This is a genomic window from Frateuria sp. Soil773, assembly GCF_001428405.1.
Classification (GTDB): Bacteria; Pseudomonadota; Gammaproteobacteria; order Xanthomonadales; family Rhodanobacteraceae; genus LMSL01.
In genome coordinates this window covers 170156-188279 of the sequence record NZ_LMSL01000041.1, presented here as the reverse complement: position 1 = coordinate 188279, position 18124 = coordinate 170156, and the positions used below count along the sequence as shown (strand labels likewise).

General features: G+C 72.5%; 21 protein-coding genes. 11 read left to right on the top strand and 10 right to left on the bottom strand.

Annotated features, from left to right (window positions below):
- From ASG87_RS21090 to ASG87_RS16640, 9 genes are all read left to right on the top strand, one after another.
- Positions 1-163: Fe-Mn family superoxide dismutase (locus tag ASG87_RS21090; RefSeq protein ID WP_326937907.1), on the top strand; the 163-nt coding region annotated here is incomplete at its 5' end.
- Positions 164-263: 100 nt separating this feature from the next.
- Entirely contained in the window at positions 264-800 is a 537-nt protein-coding gene (locus ASG87_RS16675; protein WP_235499674.1) for a GNAT family N-acetyltransferase, read from the top strand.
- A gap of 14 nt (positions 801-814) precedes the next feature.
- Complete coding sequence (locus tag ASG87_RS16670; RefSeq protein WP_056009032.1) at positions 815-1129, top strand: non-heme iron oxygenase ferredoxin subunit; 315 nt, start codon at positions 815-817, stop codon at positions 1127-1129.
- A 156-nt stretch (positions 1130-1285) separates the two neighbouring features.
- Positions 1286-1993, top strand: coding sequence for an MtnX-like HAD-IB family phosphatase (locus ASG87_RS16665; RefSeq protein WP_056007830.1), 708 nt, complete (start codon positions 1286-1288; stop codon positions 1991-1993).
- A 19-nt stretch (positions 1994-2012) separates the two neighbouring features.
- The gene (locus tag ASG87_RS16660; protein WP_056007827.1) at positions 2013-3416 is read left to right on the top strand and encodes an aminotransferase class III-fold pyridoxal phosphate-dependent enzyme; all 1404 of its coding nucleotides are present in this window, start codon (positions 2013-2015) and stop codon (positions 3414-3416) included.
- A gap of 64 nt (positions 3417-3480) precedes the next feature.
- Positions 3481-3765 (top strand): phosphopantetheine-binding protein, encoded by a 285-nt coding sequence (locus ASG87_RS16655; protein WP_056007825.1) that lies wholly within the window; start codon positions 3481-3483, stop codon positions 3763-3765.
- Positions 3762-4991 (top strand): beta-ketoacyl-[acyl-carrier-protein] synthase family protein, encoded by a 1230-nt coding sequence (locus ASG87_RS16650; RefSeq protein ID WP_268761819.1) that lies wholly within the window; start codon positions 3762-3764, stop codon positions 4989-4991. Before ASG87_RS16655 ends, ASG87_RS16650 begins: the two co-directional genes overlap by 4 nt.
- Positions 4992-5079: 88 nt before the next feature.
- On the top strand, positions 5080-6126 hold the full coding sequence (locus tag ASG87_RS16645; RefSeq protein ID WP_056007819.1) for a GNAT family N-acetyltransferase: 1047 nt from the start codon (positions 5080-5082) through the stop codon (positions 6124-6126).
- A gap of 10 nt (positions 6127-6136) precedes the next feature.
- On the top strand, positions 6137-7006 hold the full coding sequence (locus tag ASG87_RS16640; protein ID WP_056007816.1) for a hypothetical protein: 870 nt from the start codon (positions 6137-6139) through the stop codon (positions 7004-7006).
- 441 nt (positions 7007-7447) lie between these two features.
- Here ASG87_RS16640 and ASG87_RS16635 read toward each other — a convergent pair whose 3' ends face one another.
- The 10 genes from ASG87_RS16635 to ASG87_RS16590 form a co-directional block, all read right to left on the bottom strand.
- Positions 7448-8659 (bottom strand): DegT/DnrJ/EryC1/StrS family aminotransferase, encoded by a 1212-nt coding sequence (locus ASG87_RS16635; protein ID WP_056007813.1) that lies wholly within the window; start codon positions 8657-8659, stop codon positions 7448-7450.
- Between the two features lie 2 nt (positions 8660-8661).
- Positions 8662-9057: an EamA family transporter gene (locus ASG87_RS16630; protein WP_056007809.1), complete on the bottom strand. Its 396-nt coding sequence runs from the start codon at positions 9055-9057 to the stop codon at positions 8662-8664.
- The gene (locus tag ASG87_RS16625; RefSeq protein ID WP_056007806.1) at positions 9054-9413 is read right to left on the bottom strand and encodes an EamA family transporter; all 360 of its coding nucleotides are present in this window, start codon (positions 9411-9413) and stop codon (positions 9054-9056) included. Before ASG87_RS16625 ends, ASG87_RS16630 begins: the two co-directional genes overlap by 4 nt.
- Positions 9414-9418: 5 nt before the next feature.
- Positions 9419-10255: an alpha/beta fold hydrolase gene (locus ASG87_RS16620; RefSeq protein WP_056007804.1), complete on the bottom strand. Its 837-nt coding sequence runs from the start codon at positions 10253-10255 to the stop codon at positions 9419-9421.
- A 61-nt stretch (positions 10256-10316) separates the two neighbouring features.
- Positions 10317-11249: an HlyD family efflux transporter periplasmic adaptor subunit gene (locus ASG87_RS16615; RefSeq protein ID WP_056007801.1), complete on the bottom strand. Its 933-nt coding sequence runs from the start codon at positions 11247-11249 to the stop codon at positions 10317-10319.
- Entirely contained in the window at positions 11246-11986 is a 741-nt protein-coding gene (locus tag ASG87_RS16610) for an ABC transporter ATP-binding protein (protein ID WP_056007799.1), read from the bottom strand. Before ASG87_RS16610 ends, ASG87_RS16615 begins: the two co-directional genes overlap by 4 nt.
- A gap of 20 nt (positions 11987-12006) precedes the next feature.
- On the bottom strand, positions 12007-13140 hold the full coding sequence (locus tag ASG87_RS16605) for an ABC transporter permease (RefSeq protein ID WP_056007796.1): 1134 nt from the start codon (positions 13138-13140) through the stop codon (positions 12007-12009).
- The gene (locus ASG87_RS16600) at positions 13140-14543 is read right to left on the bottom strand and encodes a TolC family protein (RefSeq protein ID WP_056007793.1); all 1404 of its coding nucleotides are present in this window, start codon (positions 14541-14543) and stop codon (positions 13140-13142) included. The genes ASG87_RS16605 and ASG87_RS16600 overlap by 1 nt, the downstream gene beginning before the upstream one ends.
- Positions 14544-14667: 124 nt before the next feature.
- A complete protein-coding gene (locus tag ASG87_RS16595) occupies positions 14668-16062 on the bottom strand; it encodes a sensor histidine kinase (protein ID WP_056007790.1) in 1395 nt (464 codons plus the stop codon).
- Complete coding sequence (locus ASG87_RS16590) at positions 16055-16729, bottom strand: response regulator transcription factor (RefSeq protein ID WP_056007787.1); 675 nt, start codon at positions 16727-16729, stop codon at positions 16055-16057. Before ASG87_RS16590 ends, ASG87_RS16595 begins: the two co-directional genes overlap by 8 nt.
- A gap of 207 nt (positions 16730-16936) precedes the next feature.
- Between ASG87_RS16590 and ASG87_RS16585 the strand changes: the two genes are divergently transcribed.
- Complete coding sequence (locus ASG87_RS16585; RefSeq protein ID WP_056007785.1) at positions 16937-17587, top strand: PepSY-associated TM helix domain-containing protein; 651 nt, start codon at positions 16937-16939, stop codon at positions 17585-17587.
- 11 nt (positions 17588-17598) lie between these two features.
- On the top strand, positions 17599-18120 hold the full coding sequence (locus ASG87_RS16580; RefSeq protein WP_056009030.1) for a DUF2271 domain-containing protein: 522 nt from the start codon (positions 17599-17601) through the stop codon (positions 18118-18120).
- Positions 18121-18124 lie beyond the last annotated feature (4 nt).

Sequence of the window (18124 nt, the reverse complement as noted above, 5' to 3'; positions counted from 1 at the left end):
CTCCAACGCGGCCCCCCCGATCACCGGCAGCGACAAGCCGCTGTTCACCGCCGACGTGTGGGAACACGCCTACTACATCGACTACCGCAACGCCCGCCCGAAGTACCTCGAGGCGTTCTGGAACCTCGTCAACTGGGACTTCGTGGCGAGGAACCTCGCCTGAGGAGCCTCGCCGGGGCCGGCAGGCAAAGGCGCCGCATCCCTGCGATGAGGCGCATGAAAAGCGGCCGTCCATCCGCGATAATGCCGCAATGCATGATCCGATGACTCCCGTATTCCGCGCGGCCGGGACCGCCGACGTCGACGCCGTGGTGGCGCTGGTCGAATCCGCCTACCGCGGCGAATCCGGCCGGCGCGGCTGGACCACCGAATCGCACCTGCTCGACGGCCAGCGCACCGACCCCGCCAGCGTGGCCGAGGTGATCGCGAAGCCGGACAGCCGCATCCTGCTGGCCGAACGCGACGGCCGGCTGCTCGCCAGTTGCCACGTGGAGCGGCAGGGCGCGACCGGCTATTTCGGCATGTTCGCGGTCGATCCGGCCGAGCAGGGCGGCGGCCTGGGCAAGCGGATGCTGGCCGAGGCCGAGCGCATCGCGCGCGAGGAATGGGGCTGCCGCGCGATGCACATGACGGTGATCGTGCAGCGCGATGAGCTGATCGCCTGGTACGGCCGCCGCGGCTACCGCCGTACCGGCGAGTACCGGCCGTTCCCCTACGGCGACGAGCGTTTCGGCATCCCGCTGCGCGACGACCTGCGCTTCGAGATCCTGCTCAAGGACTTCGCGGAGACGGCGGCATGAGCGCGGACGCCGACCTGGCCGGCTGGGTCTACGTGGGCACGCGCAGCGAGCTGCTGCCGGGCGAGTTCCGCGTGGTCTACGACGGCGACACGCCGATCGCGGTGTACAACATCGACGGCGACCTCTACGCGGTGGAGGACATATGCACCCACGACGGCGGCGAACTCGCCGGCGGCGAGGTGTACGGCTTCGAGGTGGAGTGCCCGCGCCACGGCGCGCGCTTCGACCTGCGCACCGGCGCGGTCACCTGCCCGCCGGCGTACGAGCCGATCGCCAGCTTCCCGGTGAAGGAAGCCGTGGGCGGCATCTGGACGCGCGACGACCGTTGAGCGTCCGCCCGTGATCCCTGCGCAGTCGGCGGCGGCGACCGTCCGCGCGCCGGCCGGCGCGGGGGCGATCCTCCTGCACGCCTGACACAAAGGGGAAAGGAGACCGAAAGGTCGCCTGCCTAACGTGGCGCCCCATACTCACCGAGTAGTCAGCGCATGCCCGTTTCCGGCTGGACCATCCTGTGCGATTTCGACGGCACCATCGCCGTCGAGGACGTGATCGACTCCCTGCTCGACCGCTACGGCCGTCCCGGCTGGGAAACGCTGGAGCGTGACTGGCGCGCCGGCCGCATCGGCTCGCGCGAGTGCATGAGCGGGCAGGTGGCCCTGCTCGAGATGAGCCGCGAGGAACTGGACGAGCACCTGGCCGGGCTGTGGATCGACCATGCCTTCCCCGGCTTCGTCGCCCGGGCGCGCGAGCTGGGCGTGCCGATCCGCGTGGTCAGCGACGGGCTCGACTACGCGATCCACCGCATCCTGGGCCGCTACGGCCTGGACGACCTGCCGCTGGCCGCCAACCACCTGTCGCCCGCCGCGCCGCCGCAGCGCTGGCAGCTCACTTCGCCGTACCAGGCCGACGGCTGCCGCAGCGGCACCTGCAAGTGCGCCTGCGCGGCGCAGGCACGCCGCGACGGGGCGCGCAAGACGCTGCTGATCGGCGACGGCGCCTCCGACTTCTGCGCCGCCGACCGGGTCGACTTCGTGTTCGCCAAGCACCGGCTGATCGAGCACTGCCGTGCCGCGGGCATTCCCTACGTGCCGATCACCGGCTTCGAGGACGCGCTGGAAATGCTTCCGGCGCTGCTCGACGGCAGCCTGGCCGGCCACCATGCCGCGCACGCCGCGGCGCCATCCGCTCCCTGACCTCCCGGATTCCCCTTCGATGAATGCTTTCGACAAGAACACGGCGCTGGTGATCGACGATGCGCAACTGCTCGCCGACGAGGCGCAGTACAGCTCGTTCGGCGACACCGTGCACTACGTGGACCCGCCGAAGATCTTCCGCCGCTGCGAGGGCAGCTACATGTTCGACAGCGCCGGCGTGCCGTTCCTCGACCTGCAGATGTGGTATTCGGCGGTCAACTTCGGCTACGGCAACAAGCGCCTCAACGACGTGCTGAAGAACCAGATCGACCTGCTGCCGCAGGTGGCCAGCCAGTACCTGCACCAGAGCCGCATCGAGCTGGCCAAGACCGTCGCGCTCGACGCGCAGCGCAAGTTCGGCCTGAAGGGCCGCGTCCACTTCAACGTGGGCGGCGCGCAGGCGATCGAGGACTCGCTGAAGCTGGTGCGCAACGCCAGCAACGGCAAGAGCCTGATGTTCGCCTTCGAGGGCGGCTACCACGGCCGCACGCTCGGCGCCTCGTCGATCACCTCCAGCTATCGCTACCGCCGCCGCTTCGGCCATTTCGGCGAGCGCGCGATGTTCATCCCGTTCCCGTATCCGTTCCGCCGCCCGAAGGGGATGACGCCGGAGGAATACTCCGACGCCTGCGTGCGCCAGTTCGCGCGCCTGTTCGAGACCGAATACAACGGCGTGTGGGACCCCAAGGTGAACCAGGCCGAGTACGCGGCGTTCTACGTCGAGCCGATCCAGGGCACCGGCGGCTACGTGATCCCGCCGAAGAACTTCTTCGTAGACCTGAAGAAGGTGCTCGACCGGTACGGCATCCTGATGGTCTGCGACGAGATCCAGATGGGCTTCTGGCGCACCGGCAAGCTGTGGTCGATCGAGCATTTCGGCGTAAAGCCCGACGTGGTGGTGTTCGGCAAGGCGCTCACCAATGGCCTCAACCCGCTGTCCGGCCTGTGGGCGCGCGAGGAGCTGATCAATCCCACGGTGTTCCCGCCGGGCTCGACGCACTCCACCTTCAACTCCAACCCGCTGGGTACCGCGCTGGGCCTGGAGGTGATCCGGATGGGCCACGAGCTGGACTACGAGACCAGCGTGCCGAGGAAGGGCGCGCACTTCCTCGACGGCCTGCGCGACCTGCAGAAGAAGCACAAGGAGATCGGCGACGTCGACGGCCTGGGCCTCGCGCTGCGCGCCGAGATCTGCACCGACGACGGCTTCACGCCGAACAAGGCGCTGCTCGACCGGATGGTCGACATCGGCCTGGCCGGCGACCTGGAGCACGGCGGCAGGAAGATCGGCCTCGTGCTCGACGTCGGCGGCTGGTACAAGAACGTGATCACCTTCGCGCCGTCGCTGGACATCACCCACGAGGAGATCGACCTGGCGATCGCGCTGCTCGACCAGTTGCTGACCAAGGCGAAGCGGGCGTAGCGCCGCGCCCGCCGGTCCGTCACGCGACGCCGCCGCCACCTTGCTGCCCAGGACAGCCAACGCCATGAACGCACCACTCTCCGACGCGGACATCCAGTCGCAGGTCTTCGGCATCATCGCCAAGCAGGCCAAGATCGACGCCGCGACGCTCAAGCCGGAATCGACGCTCAAGGACCTCGGCGTCGCCTCGCTCGACGCGATCGAGGTGATCTTCGACATCGAGGAGCACTTCGACGTCACCTTTCCCGACCAGGGCACCAACTTCGACACGGACACGGTGCAGCACCTGATCGACGCGGTGCGCAGCGCGCTGGACGCCAAGGCGGCCGGGCCGGAAGCCGCCGCGTGAGTGCGGGCGGGCCGCGGCGCGTCGCCATCACCGGGATGGGCGCGGTCAGCGCCTTCGGCGAGGGCGCCGGGACGCTGTGGCGGAACCTGCGCGACGGCAACGGCGGCATCCGCCCGCTGCGCCACGAGGATGCCGGCCGCCTGCGCGTGCGCATCGCCGCGCAGGTGCCCGAGAGCTTCGATCCCGCCGCGCATTTCGACGAGCGCACGCTGCCCCTGCTCGACCGCAACGCGCAGTTCGCCCTGGTCGCCGCCACCGAGGCGATCGCCCAGTCCGGGCTCGACTTCGCAGCCAACGGGCTCGGGCAGCGCACCGCGGTGGTGGTGGGCACCGGCGTGGGCGGCGAGACCACCCAGGACGAGCAGAGCCGGCGGCTGTACGGCGAGAACGCCTCGCGGCTGCACCCGCTGACCATCGTGCGGCTGATGACCAACGCCTCGGCCAGCCAGATCAGCATCGCCCACGGCCTGCGCGGCCCGGCGTTCTGCGTCGCCAGCGCCTGCGCGTCGAGCAACCACGCGATCGCCCAGGCGGCCCAGTTGATCCGCGGCGGCCTGGCCGAGGTGGCGATCGCCGGCGGCACCGAGGCATGCCTCAGCTACGGCGCGCTGCGTGCGTGGGAGGCGATGCGCGTGCTGGCCGACGACACCTGCCGGCCGTTCAGCGCGAACCGGCGCGGCCTGGTGCTGGGCGAGGGCGCCGGCATCTTCGTGCTGGAGGCGATGGAGCATGCGCGCGCGCGCGGCGCCGGCATCCTGGCCGAGCTGGCCGGCGCCGGCATGAGCGCCGACGCCAGCGACATCGTCGCGCCGAGCGCGGAAGGCGCCGCCGCCGCGATGGCGCAGGCGCTGGCCGAGGCCGGTCTCGCGCCGCAGGACGTCGGCTACGTCAACGCCCACGGCACCGGCACGCCGGCGAACGACGCCACCGAGACGCGGGCGATCCGGCTTGCCTTCGGCCCGCACGCCGATCGGCTCGCGGTATCGTCCACCAAGTCCATGCACGGCCACGCGCTGGGCGCCTCCGGCGCGCTGGAGTTGGTGGCGGTGGTCAGCGCGCTGCGCGAGGGCGTGGTGCCGCCCACCGCGAACCTCGACCGGCCCGATCCGGCCTGCGACCTGGACTACGTGCCGGGCACCGCGCGCGCGCTGGAGCTGCACGCGGCGCTGAGCAACTCGTTCGCGTTCGGCGGCCTCAATGCCGTGCTGGCGTTGAGGCGAGCCTAGCCTAGGGCCGGTTCGCGGCTCCCTTCCGACCCCAAGGCCGCGGCGGTCCGGCGCGCGCGGCGCTTCCACGGATGACCGGTACTCGCTCATGCCCTTCGTTTCGCAACTGGAACCCGAAAGCCTGCTGGCGCAGTTCCTGGCCCATCCGCCGGAAGGCTTCGCGGTGCAGGTCGCGCCTTCGGGCATGCCGACCTTCCGCGCGCCGTACGACCTGCTGACCACGGCCGACGACGCCGTGCGCCGCCGCGTGGCGGGGCTGCCGCTGTACCGCCACTGGGGCCGCCTGCTGCGCTGGCGCACGCGCTTCGCCGGCTGCACCGCGACCGAGTACGCGCCGCTGCCCGCGCAGGTGCCGCCCGCGGAACTGGCGCAGGAGCTGAAGACCGTGTTCGGACGCGACTGCGCGTTGCTGGTGGTGAAGGACCTGGCCCACGATTCGCCCTTGCTCGACGCCGCCTCGAACGCGCACGCCGACGCCGTCGCCGCGGCCTGCGTCGAGCGCGGCTTCGTGCTGCTGGAGGGCATGGGGCTGGCGTGGGTGCCGATCGACTTCGCCTCGACCGACGACTACCTCGCGCGCCTTTCCCCGGGCCGGCGCAAGGACATCCGGCGCAAGCTGCGCGCGCGCGCGGGGCTGGAGATCGGCTGCCTTCCCACCGGCGCCGCCTTCGCCGACGAGGCGCTGCTGGCGCAGTGCTACGCGCTGTTCCGCAACGTGCATGCGCAGAGCGAAATCCAGTTCGACCTGCCCACCGCGGCGTTCTTCCGCGCGTTGCTGCAGGACGCCGGAAGCGGCGGCAAGGTGTTCACCTACCGGCACGGGGGCGAGCTGATCGGCTGGAACCTCTGCTACGAATTCGCCGGCAAGCTGGTCGACAAGTACGTGGGTTTCGCCTATCCGCAGGCGCGCGAGCACAACCTGTATTTCGTGAGCTGGATGCACAATCTCGAGCATGCGCGTGAACGCGGTCTCAGCCATTACGTCGCCGGCTGGACCGATCCGCAGATCAAGCGCTACCTTGGCGCGACGCTGAGCTTCACGCGGCACGCGGTCTACCTGCGCAATCCGCTGCTGCGGATGCTGCTGCGCCGGCTGGCGCGGCATTTCGAGGGCGAGGCGAGACGGTACGGGTGAGGGATCACGCATGAATCGACCGGTGGTGCTGGATATCGATCGCTCGGTGGGGCCGCTGCCGGGGCGGCTGGTGCTGCCGCTGGAGCACTGGCAGGAGACGCTGCGCTTCGGCTGCTCGCTGGCCGCACTGCGGCGCTTCCGCCGCGCGCTGGACGACACCCTGCCGCCGGCCTACGGCACGGTGATGCTGGGCAGCGGCGACTTCCACCACCTGAGCTGGCCGCTGATCGAGCGCGTGCGCACGCGCTCGCCGTTCCAGGTGGTGGTGCTGGACAACCACCCGGACAACATGCGCTACGCGTTCGGCGTGCACTGCGGCTCGTGGGTGCGGCGGGTGGCGATGCTGCCGCAGGTCAGCCACGTGCACGTGGTCGGCATCAGCTCCGGCGACGTGGCCCGCGCCCATGCCTGGGAGAACTACCTCGCGCCGCTGCGGCGCGGCCGGCTGAGCTACTGGTGCCTCGGCGTGGACGTGGGCTGGGCGCGGCGGCTCGGCCTGGCAAAGGCGTTCCACAGCTTCGACGACCCGCAGGCGCTGGTCGGCGAGTTCCGCGCGCAGCAACGGCAGCGCCCGCTGCCGACCTACCTGTCGATCGACAAGGACGTGTTCGCCACCGATGTCGCGCGCACCAACTGGGACCAGGGCCGGCTGCAGCTCCAGCACGCCCAGGCACTGATCGACGGCCTGTCCGGCGACCTGGTCGGCAGCGACATCACCGGCGAGGTGTCCTCGTACCGCTACCGGAGCTGGCTCAAGCGGCGCCTGTCGGCGATCGACCGGCAGCCCGAGGTCGACGCGGCGGAACTGGCCGCGTGGCAGGGGCAGCAGCATGCCTTGAACCTGCGGCTGCTGGAGTCGATCGCGGCGCGTGCGGCTTGATGGCCGTAGCAAGGCATGAAGGGCCGGACCATATGGCCGTGCTGCACAGGACAGTCTTGCGCGAGGCCGCGTCGAGCAAGCCGCAGCACCCGCACCCCGTCATCCCAGCGAAAGCTGGGATCCAGTGCCTTGGCGTTTCAACGGTCCAGCGCCAATAGGTTCCCATTGGACCCGCATCTCGCGTGGTTTGCGCCGCGCCCCAGACCTGTCATTCCCGCCTAGGCTGGAGATTCTTGATCCTTGGCGCGCCAAAGGCACTGGATCCCAGCTTTCGCTGGGATGACGGGTGTGGGTTGCGATACAGCTTCGCGCGGTACGGCCTCGGTGGGGCGCATTGGCGATGGGACCACGGGAATGCGCAGGCGCTGGCCCCCGCTTTCGCCGGGACGACCTCGTATGGAGGTTCCAGGATCGCGGCACAGCTGGATGACGCCGCAGCATTCAGCCCAGCACCCGCTCCAACGTGCGGCAGATCGTCTCGAAATCCTCGTCGCCCAGCCAGGGACTGTTGCTGACCGTCAGCGTGCGCGCGGCGAAGTCGCGCGCGTTCGGCATCGGCGCCTGCGGTACGCGATCGGCGAGGTAGGCGTAGTCGGGCAGGGCGTGGATGAACAGGCGGCTGACGCCGAGGCCGGAAGTCCACAGCCGTTCGAGCGCGGCGTCGCGGCTGCGCTGGTCGGGCAGGCGCAGCAGCAGGAACGGCCAGGTGCCCTGCGCCTGCGGCGGGTCGTCGTAGACGTGGAGGCGCTCGATCCGGCGCAGCCGCTGGATGCGGCGGCCGGCCTGTTCCGCCAGCGCGGCGAGGAAGGCCGGCAGGCGCACTGCGGCGTGCGCGCCCACCGCGCGGCGCCAGCGGCCGACGCGATGCAATGGGATCGTCGGCGCGAAGGCGTCGCCGACCGCGCCGACGGGATCGCCGCGGCGCAGGGCACGGCGCAGCGGGCGCCCGTAGGCAAGGCCGAGGCCGGCCGGCCGGTACAGCGCGGCCAGCCCGAGCAGTTCCAGGCTGCGCCGCAGCTCCCAGTCGAAGCGGCGCGGCACGCAGGCCGCGCTGTCGCGGCGCAGGCGCTCGCGCAGCGAGGCGTCGCGCGCCAGCAGCAGGCCGCCCTCGTAGATCGACAGGCCCTTGCCGGCGGCGAGGCTGAAGAAGCCGAGGTCGCCGCGCAGGCCGACGCTCTCGCCCCGGTCGCGCGCGCCGAGCGCCTGGGCGGCGTCCTCGATCACGTGGGCGCCGACGCGGTGCGCGGCATCCAGCGCCGCGCCGACGTTGGCGACGCGGCCGGCCAGGTGGGTGGGGACGACCGCCAGCGTGTCCTCGCGGCAGGCTTCGCGCAGGCAGTCGGGGTCCATGTCGTAGTGGCCGGCCCGCAGGTCGCATAGGCGCAACTGCAGGCCCAGGCGGTGCACCGCGATCGCCACCAGCGGGCAGGTGTAGGCCGGCACCACCACCGTCGTGCGGTGCGGTTCGGCGCGGCGCAGCGTATGCAGGGCCACCGTCAGCGCGGCCGTGCCGGAGCATTCCAGTTGCAGCGCCGGCGTGCCGAGCTGGCGGGCGATGCGGCCGGCGAGGTCGCCGGGGCCGGGCAGCAGGTCGCGCCATCGCAGCGGCAGCCCGGCGGTTGGCGGTATCTCGCGGTGGCGCGCGCGCGGCATGGTCAGGCCGGCGCGGCCGCCGCGGTGCGCGATTCGTCCAGCCCCAGGCAGACGATGCCGGCGACGATCGCCACGGCGCCGAGCGCGTGCGGCAGCGTGAGCGGCTCGTGGAACAGCCACACCGACAGCAGCGTCACGCTGACCACTTCCAGGTGCGAGGCGGCGAAGGCGGGGCCGATCGGCGCGTGCCTGAGCAGGCCCATCCAGGTGAAGAACGCGCCGATGTAGCCGGCCACCGCGCCGTAGACCCAGGGCTTTTCGAACAGGCGCAGGAGCCAGGCCGCATTGGCCTCGACCGGGAGCGCGTGCATGCCGGCGAACTTGAAGCTGATCGCGCCGACGGTGTCGAACGCCATCAGCAGCAGGAAACCGGTCAGGTAGAACCCGCCGCGCTTCATCCGCCCGCTCCCACGATCGCCACGCCCAGCGTCACCAGCGCGATGCCGGCCACGCGCAGGCGGGTGAGCTTCTCGCCGAACAGCAGGCGGCCGGCCACCATCACCGCGACGATGTTGATCGAGCCGAGCAGGATCGCCCGCGACAGCGGCAGCAGCGACAGGAAGGCGATCCACGCGAGGAACTCCAGCACGTAGCAGCCGATGCCCAGCCACAGCCAGGGCCGCCGCGCCATGTGCAGCCAGCGGGCGAGCCCGTCGCCGGCGGCGGGGTCGGAGGCGGCGGCCTTGAACGCGAGCTGGCCGCCGGTGTCGAGCAGCACGTTGGCCAGCCACAGCCCGAAGGTGAGCGGCGGCATGCGGCTCAGGCCGCCACGCGGATCGGCGCGCGGCCGGTGGCGATGCGGTCGAAGAAGCGCGCCGAGCGCTGGATCAGCGTGCGCCGCTCCTTGTCGATGGTGATCATGTGGTAGCTGTCCTTCAGCAGCAGCAGTTCGGTCGGCGCGTTGACCTCGCGCAGCACCAGCTCGGCGTTGCGCACGTGGGCCACGTCGTCCTCGCTGGCATGGGCGACCAGGCAGGGCGAGGTCACCTGCGACAACTGGCGGCGCACCTGCGCCGACAACTGGTAGAGATCGGCCAGCGAATGCCACGGGTTGCCCAGCAGGCCGGCGACGGTGCTGTCGCCGCTGCGCATGGCCGCGCTGACCTGGGCGCGCAGGCGCTCGTCGCGCAGGCCGTAGGGCGGCTGTTCGAGGAAGGCGCGCGAGCGGCCCAGGCCGATCTTCTTCAGCAGCGGCAGCAGGAACGACAGCCGCGCCGACCACGGGATGCTCCAGCCGTCGTAGCGGAAGGTGGCGCCGTACACGCCCACGCCGGCCACCTGCCGCGGCCGGTCGGCGGCGAGCTTGAGCGCCAGCAACGCGCCCATCGACAGGCCGCCGACGAACAGGTGGTCGACCTTCTCCAGCATCGCGTCGGCAGCCTGCTCGACGCTGGCGTACCAGTCGCGCCAGCCGGTGGCGAGCAGGTCGTCGACGTCGCCGCAATGGCCGGCCAGTTGCATGCCGTGCACGGTGTAGCCGGCGCTGTTGAGGCCCTTGCCGAGCAGGCGCATTTCCATCGGCGTGCCGGTGAGCCCGTGGATGAGCAGGACGCCGCGGCGGTCGCCTTCGAGGAAGAAATCGGTTTGCCGGATCATGGAGACGGAGCGGGTGCCGTTGTCGATGGACGGGCGCACAGCCTTGCACGGGCCTGTTTCATCAGCCTTTCGCAGGATGTTGCGGCGGGGCCGGGGAGCCGAAGCGCACCAGTACGCGCTGCCCGATGCGCAGCGCCTGCGGCTGGTCGAAGCCGAGCACGCACTCGACCGTGCGGGTATCCGCGCGCAGTTGCGGGTCGTCCTCCAGCGAGGCGGGCCCGACCACCTGGCCGACGCGCAGCACGTGGGCGCCCCAGGCGTGGCCGTCGTCCGATTCGGCGCTGACCTGGGCCGGCATGCCGGGCTTCACCGCGCCGACGTAGGCTTCGCTCAGCTCGGCGCGGACGATGCGCGGGGTGCGCGGCAGCAGGGTGAACACGGCGGCCTGCGGCGACACCGCGGCGCCGGGCTGGGCCGAGACGCGCACGACGTCGGCGTCGATCGGCGCGCGCAGGCTGCGCTGGGCCAGTTCGTAGCGCGCGGCGGCGAGCTTCTGCGCCGCCATGGCGGCGGCGGCGCGGGCCACCTGCTGCTGGCCGTCCAGCTCGGCCAGCGCGGCGCGCGCGTCGTCGGCGCTCTGGCCGTCGCCGGCGCCGGCCCTGGCCGCCGCCTCCAGCCGCTGCGCGCGTTGCCGCGCGGCGGCGAGCTTGCCGGCCAGCAGCTTCGCCTGCGCCTGCGCCTGTTCCAGCTCGGCCTGCGCGCCCTCGACCGCGAGCCGCGCCGGCGCGCCGTCGAGGGCCGCGAGCTGCTGGCCGCGCCGTACCTGGTCGCCCTCGCGCACGTCCACCTCGGCCAGCACGCCGTCGCGCGGCATGCCGAGGCTGAGCAGGCCGCCTTCCACGTCGATGCGGCCGCGCGCCACCGCCGCGTAGCCGGCGTCGGGCGCGGCCGGTGGAGGCGGATTTTCGCGCGAGCAGGCCGCCAGCAGGCCGGCGAGCAGCAGGGCGGGCAGGCGCCGCGCGGGCCGGCGGCACGGGACGTGGGGCGACGTCATGGCGGGGTTCCCTCGATCGTTGCGGCGGGCGGCGCGGCGCGCCGGTCGCTGAGTATGCGGCCGTCCTCCATCGCCAGCACGCGGTCGGCATGGCCGATCAGGCGCGGGTCGTGGCTGACGCACAGCACGGTGGTGCCGTGGCTGCGCGCGATGCGGTGCAGGATGTCGATGACGGTCTGGCCGTTGGCGGCGTCGAGCGCGCTGGTCGGCTCGTCGGCGAACAGCAGTTCCGGCTGCTTGGCCAGCGCGCGGGCGATCGCCACGCGCTGCTTCTCGCCCCCGGACAGCTCGGCCGGGCGCAGCCGCATGCGATGGGCCAGGCCCACTTCGTCCAGCGACTGCGCGGCGCGCGCGCGCGCCTGCTCGCGCGGCAGGCCGAGGTAGTGCAGCGGCAGTTCCACCTGTTCGAGCGCGCTCAGCGCGGGGAACAGGTTGAAGCCCTGGAACACGAAGCCGGTGTGCCGCAGGCGGAAGCGTTCCAGCGCGTGGCCGTCGAGCAGGCCCAGCTCGCTGCCCAGCGCGAAGACACGGCCCGAGTCCACCCGCTGCAGGCCGCTGAGGATCGCCAGCAGGGTGCTCTTGCCGCAGCCGGACGGGCCGGAGATCAGGGTCAGCTCGCCCGGCCCGATGCCGAGCGAGAGGCCGTCGAGCACCTGCGTGCGCACGCGGCCGGAGACGAAGGCCTTGCCGATGCCTTCGGCATACAGGATCGGGGCGGCGGGCGTCGGCGCATTCATTGGCATATCCGTCGTCGCGCTCATCGCAGCAGGGTCGCCGGGTCGGCGCGGCGCAGGCTGCGCATCGCGGCCAGGCCGGAGACGGCGGCCAGGCCCATCGCCAGCACCACGCAGGCGATGGTGGCCGTCGCGTTCAGCACCACCGGCACGTCCTGGCTGCGCGCCAGCAGCAACAGGCCGGCGCCGAGCACGGTGGCGCCGAGCAGGCCGAGCGCGCCGACCCAGAACGCCTGCTCCAGCACCACCCAGCGCAGCGCCGCGACGCCGACGCCGAGCGCGTTGAGGGTGGCGTACTCGCGCACCGAGCCGGCCACCGCGGCCACCAGGGTCTGGCTGGTGATCACCGCGCCGACCAGGAACACGATGCCGGCCAGGAACAGCACGCCGGCGCCGGCGCCGGTGTCGAACATCCAGTACATCACCGAGCGGCGCGCGAACGAGTCGGCCGTCCATACCTCGTAGGGGCCGAAGGCGCCGCCGCCGCGCAGGCGTCGCGCCACCGCCTGCGCCTGTGCCGGGTCGCGCAGGCGGGCGACTAGGTAGGTCGGGCGGTCGCCGTCGGTGGGGTCGCTGTCCAGCCGCCGTGCGGTGTCCAGCGAGCTGACCACGTTGACCCCGCCGAGCGCGCGCAGGCCGCTGCTGACCCCGACCACGCGCACGCGGCGGCCGTTGATCGCCGCGGTTCCGCCCACGCCGACGCCGAGCTTGTCGATGTCGGCGCGGTCGACGATCACCGCGTCGGGCTCGTTCAGCCGCGCGCGCAGCGCCGGCGGCAGCGCGTGCGCGAACATCAGCCCGTCCGCGCGCGGGTCGATGCCGGAGACGAACACCGACACGCCGCCGGTCTCGCCCTGGCCGCGCCAGTCCGCGTCCAGCCAGATGAAAGGCTCGACCCGCGCCACCGCCGGGTCCATCAGCAGGCGCATCTCCACGTTGGGGTCGATCGGCCGGCCGAGGTTCACGCTCTGCGTGCCCGGGTAGCCCACCCACAGGTCGGCCGCCGAGCCGGTGATGTACACGCTGGCGCTGCCGAAGATGCCGAGCACCAGCGCGGCCTGCAGCAATTGCAGCAGGCCGGCGAAGCCGACCGCGAGGATCGCCGGCAGAAAGCGGCGCCATTCGTAGACCAGGGTCTTGCGCGCGAGCGCGACCATCAGCGCGGCTCCTGCGCGTGCCCGTCGGCGGCGGGCAGCGGCGCGCCGCCGAGAGCCTTGAACAGCGCCACGTAGGCGAGCCCGTGCGCGGCGCGCGCGTCGGTGCGTTCGAGTTCGGCCTGCGCGCGGGCGATGCCGCTGTCGGCGCGCTCCAGCGGGCTGGCCAGGTGCAGCGCCACGCGCTTGCCGGTGGCCGCGTCGATCCGCTCCAGGGCCTGCACCGCGTCGTCGTCCTGCCGTTCGCGCCGGCGCTGCAGGGCGAGGTTGCCCAGCGCCGTCTCCACCTCGGCCACGCCTTGCAGCACGGCCTGGCGGTAGGCCAGCACGCTGGCCTTGAGCTGGTGGTCCCTGGCGTGGGCGGCGGCGGCGCGCATGCCCCAGTCGAACAGCGGGATGTCGAGGATCGGGCCGACCGAGCCGATCGCACGCGACACGCTGTGGTTGCGGTGGCTGGTGATGTCGGTCGACCACACCAGCGAGCCGCCCAGGCCGATGTTCGGGTACATCTCGGCGCGGGCCATGCCGGCTTCGCCGGCCGCGCGCAGCACGTCGGCCTCGGCGCGGGCGATCTCCGGGCGCGTGCGCAGCAGGTCGGCCGGCGCGGCATCGATGCGCTGGTCGCCCAGGGCCGGCAGCGGGCCGGGTCGTGTCCATTGCGGGTCCGGTTCGTTGCGGCCGAGCAGGACGGCCAGCCGCTGCGCGCCGGCGTCGATCGCGCCGCGCGGCTCGGCCAGCGCCGCCTCGGCCTGGGCCAGCGCCGCCTGCGCCTGGTCCACCGCCGACGGCGCGGCCAGTTGCAGCCGCTGGCGGACCTGCAGCAGGTCGCATTGCCGGCGGCGCTCGTCGCGCACCGTGGCGAGCAGCCGTTCGCGCTGCTGGGCCGCGCGCAGCCCCAGCCATTCGCGGGCGACCTCGGCGACCAGCGACACCTGCGCCGCGCGCAGGTCGGCCGCGCCGGCGTCCAGGTCGCCCTGCGCCATGCGCCGGTTGGCGGTGCCGCGCCCGAACAACCCCAGTTCCCAGGTGGAGTCGAAGCCCGCCACGAAGAACGAGGCGCTGGCGTCCGGGTCGATCGCGTCTTCCGTGCGCGCACGCACGCTCGGCAGGTAGCGCGCATAGGCGTGGCTGCGCAGCGTGCGCGCGGCGCGCAGCCGCTCGCGCGCCTGCGCGACGTCCAGGTTGCCGTCCAGCGCCTGCCCGACCAGCGCGTCGAGTTCGGCGTCGCCGAACGCGCGCCACCAGCCGTGCAGGTCGACCGGCGCCGTGCCCGACGTCGGCAGCGGATGCCGCCATTGCGCGGGCAGCGGCGGCGACAGCGGCGGCAACGGGGTGCTGGCGCAGGCACCGAGGCCGCCCACCAGGACGGCCAGCGACATGCGGGCGAGGGCCCGGTTCAGGCGCATCGGCGCATCCGCGGCGGCGTGGCGGCGACGGCGGACCGTGCGCAGGAAGGGAAGCCCGGGGAAGAGGGAGTCGCGTTCGTATCGAGGGGCAAAAGCATGGCACGCAGTGTCCGCGGACTCGGTTTCAGCAACTTTTCTCGGGCGGGAATCGCACGGTCACGCACAGGCCGCGGTGCGCGCCGGTGCGGTAGTGTACGGTCGCGCGGTGGCGTTCGGCGATGCGCTGCACGATGGCCAGGCCGAGCCCGGTGCCGGGCTCGCCGTTGCTGGGCACGCGGAAGAAGCGTTCGCCCAGCCGCGGCAGCAGTTCGGCGGGCACGCCGGGGCCGTCGTCCTCGACCTGCAGCAGGCTACCGCCGTCGGGTGCGGCCAGCACGCTCACCGTGACCGTGCTGCCGCGGCCGGCGTAGTGCAGGCCGTTGTCGATCAGGTTGTCCAGCAGCTCCTGCAGGCCGGCGTCGTCGCCGCACACGTACTGCGGCGCCTCGCTGCCCTGGTAGCCGAGATCGACGCCGGCAGCGAGCGCCTCGTGCACGCGCAGGCCGACGGCCTGCGGCACCAGCTCGGTCAGCGCCAGCGTGCGGAAGCCGGCCGGATCGGCCAGCGGCGACTGCACCCGGGTCAGCGCCAGCAACTGCGCCGAGGTGCGCGCGGTCCGCACGGTGAGCTGGCGGATGTGTTCGAGCGCATCGCGGAGCGTCTCCGGCCGCTGGTCGGCCAGCGCGCGCCCGACGTGCAGGCTGAGCCCCGCCAGCGGCGTGCGGAGCTGGTGCGCGGCGTCGGCGATGAAGCGCTCCTGCAACGCCAGCACGCTGCGCAGCCGCGCGAACAGGCCGTCGATGGTGCGCGTCAGCGGCAGGATCTCCTGCGGCACGTCGACGTCGCCGATCGGGCTGAGCTCGTCGCGCGCCGCCAGGCGCCGGGTCAGCGGCTGCAGCACGCGCAGGCCGTAGTTGACGCCGAACCAGACCAGCGACAGCACGCTGACGATCAGCAGCGTCTGCAGCGGCACGGCCAGCATCAGGATCTCGCGCGCGCGCTGGTGGCGGTCGCGCAGGGTCTCGGCGATGGTGACGGTGATGAGATCGTCCGGATCGTGCGGCGAGGTCATGCTGGCGACGGCCACGCGCAGCGAGTGCTTGCCCAGGTGCGAGTCGTAGAGCACCGGCGCGGTGCCGGGCGGCGGCGACGGCGCGTGCGGGAACTCGCCGTTGCCGGCGAGCAGGCCGCGCTTGCGGCTGACCACGGTGAAATAGTTGTGGCCGTCCGGATCGTATTCGAGCAGGAAGCGCGCCTGCTCCGACAGCTCGCCGTCGAGCTTCTCCGAGCTGAGCATCTGTTCCAGCGTGAGCACGTCGTCGCTGAGGTCGTTGTCGTGCACGCGGTTGGCGTAGCCCAGCGCGATGGCGTAGGTCAGCAGCGCGGCGACCAGCAGCAGCAGGCCGACCGGCACCAGCAGGAAGACCAGCAGCCGCCGGCGCAGGCTGGGCGGGGCACCGCCGGCTGCCTGCTCAGCCATCGGCTTCCTCCTGCAGCGTGTAGCCGAGTCCGCGGATGGTGCGCACGCCGGCGCCGCAGCCGCGCAGCTTGCGGCGCAGCCGGTGGATCGCGATGTCCAGGCCGTTGTCGGTCAGCTCCTGGTCCCAACTGCACAGGGCCTCGATCAACTGCGCGCGGCTGGTGATCCGTTCCGGCCGCGTGGCCAGCGCGGCGAGCAGGCCGAATTCGCGCGCGGTCAGGTCGAGCGGGGCTTCGCCGTTCCAGGCGCGCTGGCCGGGCAGGTCCAGGCGCAGGCGGCCGATGCGCAGTTCCGGCGTGCCCTTGCTGGTCCGGCGGCGCAGCAGGGCGCGCACGCGCGCCTCGAATTCGGCCAGCGCGAACGGTTTCACCAGGTAGTCGTCGGCGCCCAGATCGAGCACGCGCACCCGCTCGCGCAGGCCCTCGCGCGCGGTGACCACCAGCACCGGCAGTTCGCCGCCGCGCTTGCGCAGGCGGTGCAGCACCTCGCTGCCGTCCAGCGCGGGCAGGCCCAGGTCCAGGATCAGCAGGTCGAACGGCGTGTCGCGCAGGGCTGCGTCGGCGCTGGCGCCGTCGGCGACGTGGTCGGTGGCGTGGCCGCCCTGGCGCAGCGAGGCGGCGAGACCCGCGGCGATCGAGGCATCGTCTTCGGCGATCAGGATGCGCATGGCGGCTTCCGTGGGGATGCGGCGGGTGGGCGGGTCGGGCACCGCGGGAAATTGTGAGTGATTCTCATTTGTGACAAAATCTACGCCCGGATGCGGGGCGCGCGCCAGTCGGCACGCAGCTTAACCGGGACGAGCCACCTGCAAGACAAGCGGCTGCGGCCGGAGTTGCACCGGCCGGCGCGAATTCTCATGCGATGCAGGGTGGTTATGGACCAGGCGGTAACAACGGCGGCAGGCCGGAAGCGCGAGCAGTCGCGGCGCGCGTTCTGGATGAAGCAACTGCACCAGTGGCACTGGATCAGCTCGGCGCTGTGCCTGATCGGCATGCTGCTGTTCGCGGTCACCGGCATCACCCTCAACCATGCGCGGCAGATCGAGTCGCAGGCGCAGGTCACCCACCGCACGCTGGAGCTGCCCGCCGACCTGCAGGCGCAGGTGCGCGGCGAGGACGTGCGCAAGGCGGCCGCGCTGCCGGCGGCGGTGGGCGCGTGGCTCGACGCGCAGCTTTCGCTGCGGCTCGAAGGGCGCACCGGCGAATGGTCCGCCGACGAGATCTACCTCTCGCTGCCGCGGCCCGGCGGCGACGCCTGGCTCAGCATCGACCGCGCCAGCGGCGAGGTGGAGTACGAGCTGACCCGCCGCGGCTGGATCGCCTACCTCAACGACCTGCACAAGGGCCGCAACGCCGGCGTGGCGTGGAGCTGGTTCCTCGACCTGTTCGCGGTGGCCTGCCTGGTCTTCGCGCTGACCGGCCTGCTCCTGCTCAAGCTGCACTCCGCGCGCCGGGCGATGACCTGGCCGCTGGTCGCCCTGGGACTGCTGCTGCCCCTGCTGCTGGCCCTGATCTTCATCCACTGACGGGAATGCCGATGCGATACCTGCTGACTCCCTTGCTGCTGCTGACGACCGCCGTGCCGGCGGCGGCGATGGCGGCGGACCTGAACCTCACCGTGCAGATCCCGGCGCCGCAGGTGGCCGAGGTGCACCGGCCCTACGTCGCGGTGTGGATCGAGCGCGAAGACCGCAGCGTCGCCGCGCAGTTGGCCGTGTGGTACGCGCAGAAGGAAAGCAAGGAGGGCGCCGGCACCAAGTGGCTGCCCGAACTGCGCCAGTGGTGGCGGCGCGGCGGGCGCGAGCTGTCGATGCCGGTGGACGGCGTCAGCGGCGCGACCCGCCCGGCCGGCCAGCACCAGTTGCGCTTCAAGGACGGCCAGGCGCCGCTGGGCACGCTCGCGCCCGGCAAGTACGTGCTGGTGGTGGAGGCCGCGCGCGAGGTCGGCGGACGCGAGGCGGTACGCCTGCCGTTCGCGTGGCCGGCCGCTTCGCCGCAGCACCTCTCCGCACAGGGCGGCAGCGAGCTGGGCGCGATCACCCTCGACATCAACCCGTAAGGAA

Excerpts from the sequence above, each read along its gene's own strand:
- ASG87_RS16660 (WP_056007827.1), top strand. The coding sequence starts at position 2,013 with ATGAATGCTTTCGACAAGAACACGGCGCTGGTGATCGACGATGCGCAA.
- ASG87_RS16620 (WP_056007804.1), bottom strand. The coding sequence starts at position 10,255 with ATGATCCGGCAAACCGATTTCTTCCTCGAAGGCGACCGCCGCGGCGTC.
- ASG87_RS16645 (WP_056007819.1), top strand. The coding sequence starts at position 5,080 with ATGCCCTTCGTTTCGCAACTGGAACCCGAAAGCCTGCTGGCGCAGTTC.
- ASG87_RS16590 (WP_056007787.1), bottom strand. The coding sequence starts at position 16,729 with ATGCGCATCCTGATCGCCGAAGACGATGCCTCGATCGCCGCGGGTCTC.
- ASG87_RS16595 (WP_056007790.1), bottom strand. The coding sequence starts at position 16,062 with ATGGCTGAGCAGGCAGCCGGCGGTGCCCCGCCCAGCCTGCGCCGGCGG.
- ASG87_RS16610 (WP_056007799.1), bottom strand. The coding sequence starts at position 11,986 with ATGAATGCGCCGACGCCCGCCGCCCCGATCCTGTATGCCGAAGGCATC.
- ASG87_RS16585 (WP_056007785.1), top strand. The coding sequence starts at position 16,937 with ATGGACCAGGCGGTAACAACGGCGGCAGGCCGGAAGCGCGAGCAGTCG.
- ASG87_RS16640 (WP_056007816.1), top strand. The coding sequence starts at position 6,137 with ATGAATCGACCGGTGGTGCTGGATATCGATCGCTCGGTGGGGCCGCTG.
- ASG87_RS16655 (WP_056007825.1), top strand. The coding sequence starts at position 3,481 with ATGAACGCACCACTCTCCGACGCGGACATCCAGTCGCAGGTCTTCGGC.
- ASG87_RS16675 (WP_235499674.1), top strand. The coding sequence starts at position 264 with ATGACTCCCGTATTCCGCGCGGCCGGGACCGCCGACGTCGACGCCGTG.
- ASG87_RS16580 (WP_056009030.1), top strand. The coding sequence starts at position 17,599 with ATGCGATACCTGCTGACTCCCTTGCTGCTGCTGACGACCGCCGTGCCG.
- ASG87_RS16625 (WP_056007806.1), bottom strand. The coding sequence starts at position 9,413 with ATGCCGCCGCTCACCTTCGGGCTGTGGCTGGCCAACGTGCTGCTCGAC.
- ASG87_RS16615 (WP_056007801.1), bottom strand. The coding sequence starts at position 11,249 with ATGACGTCGCCCCACGTCCCGTGCCGCCGGCCCGCGCGGCGCCTGCCC.
- ASG87_RS16635 (WP_056007813.1), bottom strand. The coding sequence starts at position 8,659 with ATGCCGCGCGCGCGCCACCGCGAGATACCGCCAACCGCCGGGCTGCCG.
- ASG87_RS16605 (WP_056007796.1), bottom strand. The coding sequence starts at position 13,140 with ATGGTCGCGCTCGCGCGCAAGACCCTGGTCTACGAATGGCGCCGCTTT.
- ASG87_RS16630 (WP_056007809.1), bottom strand. The coding sequence starts at position 9,057 with ATGAAGCGCGGCGGGTTCTACCTGACCGGTTTCCTGCTGCTGATGGCG.
- ASG87_RS16665 (WP_056007830.1), top strand. The coding sequence starts at position 1,286 with ATGCCCGTTTCCGGCTGGACCATCCTGTGCGATTTCGACGGCACCATC.
- ASG87_RS16600 (WP_056007793.1), bottom strand. The coding sequence starts at position 14,543 with ATGCGCCTGAACCGGGCCCTCGCCCGCATGTCGCTGGCCGTCCTGGTG.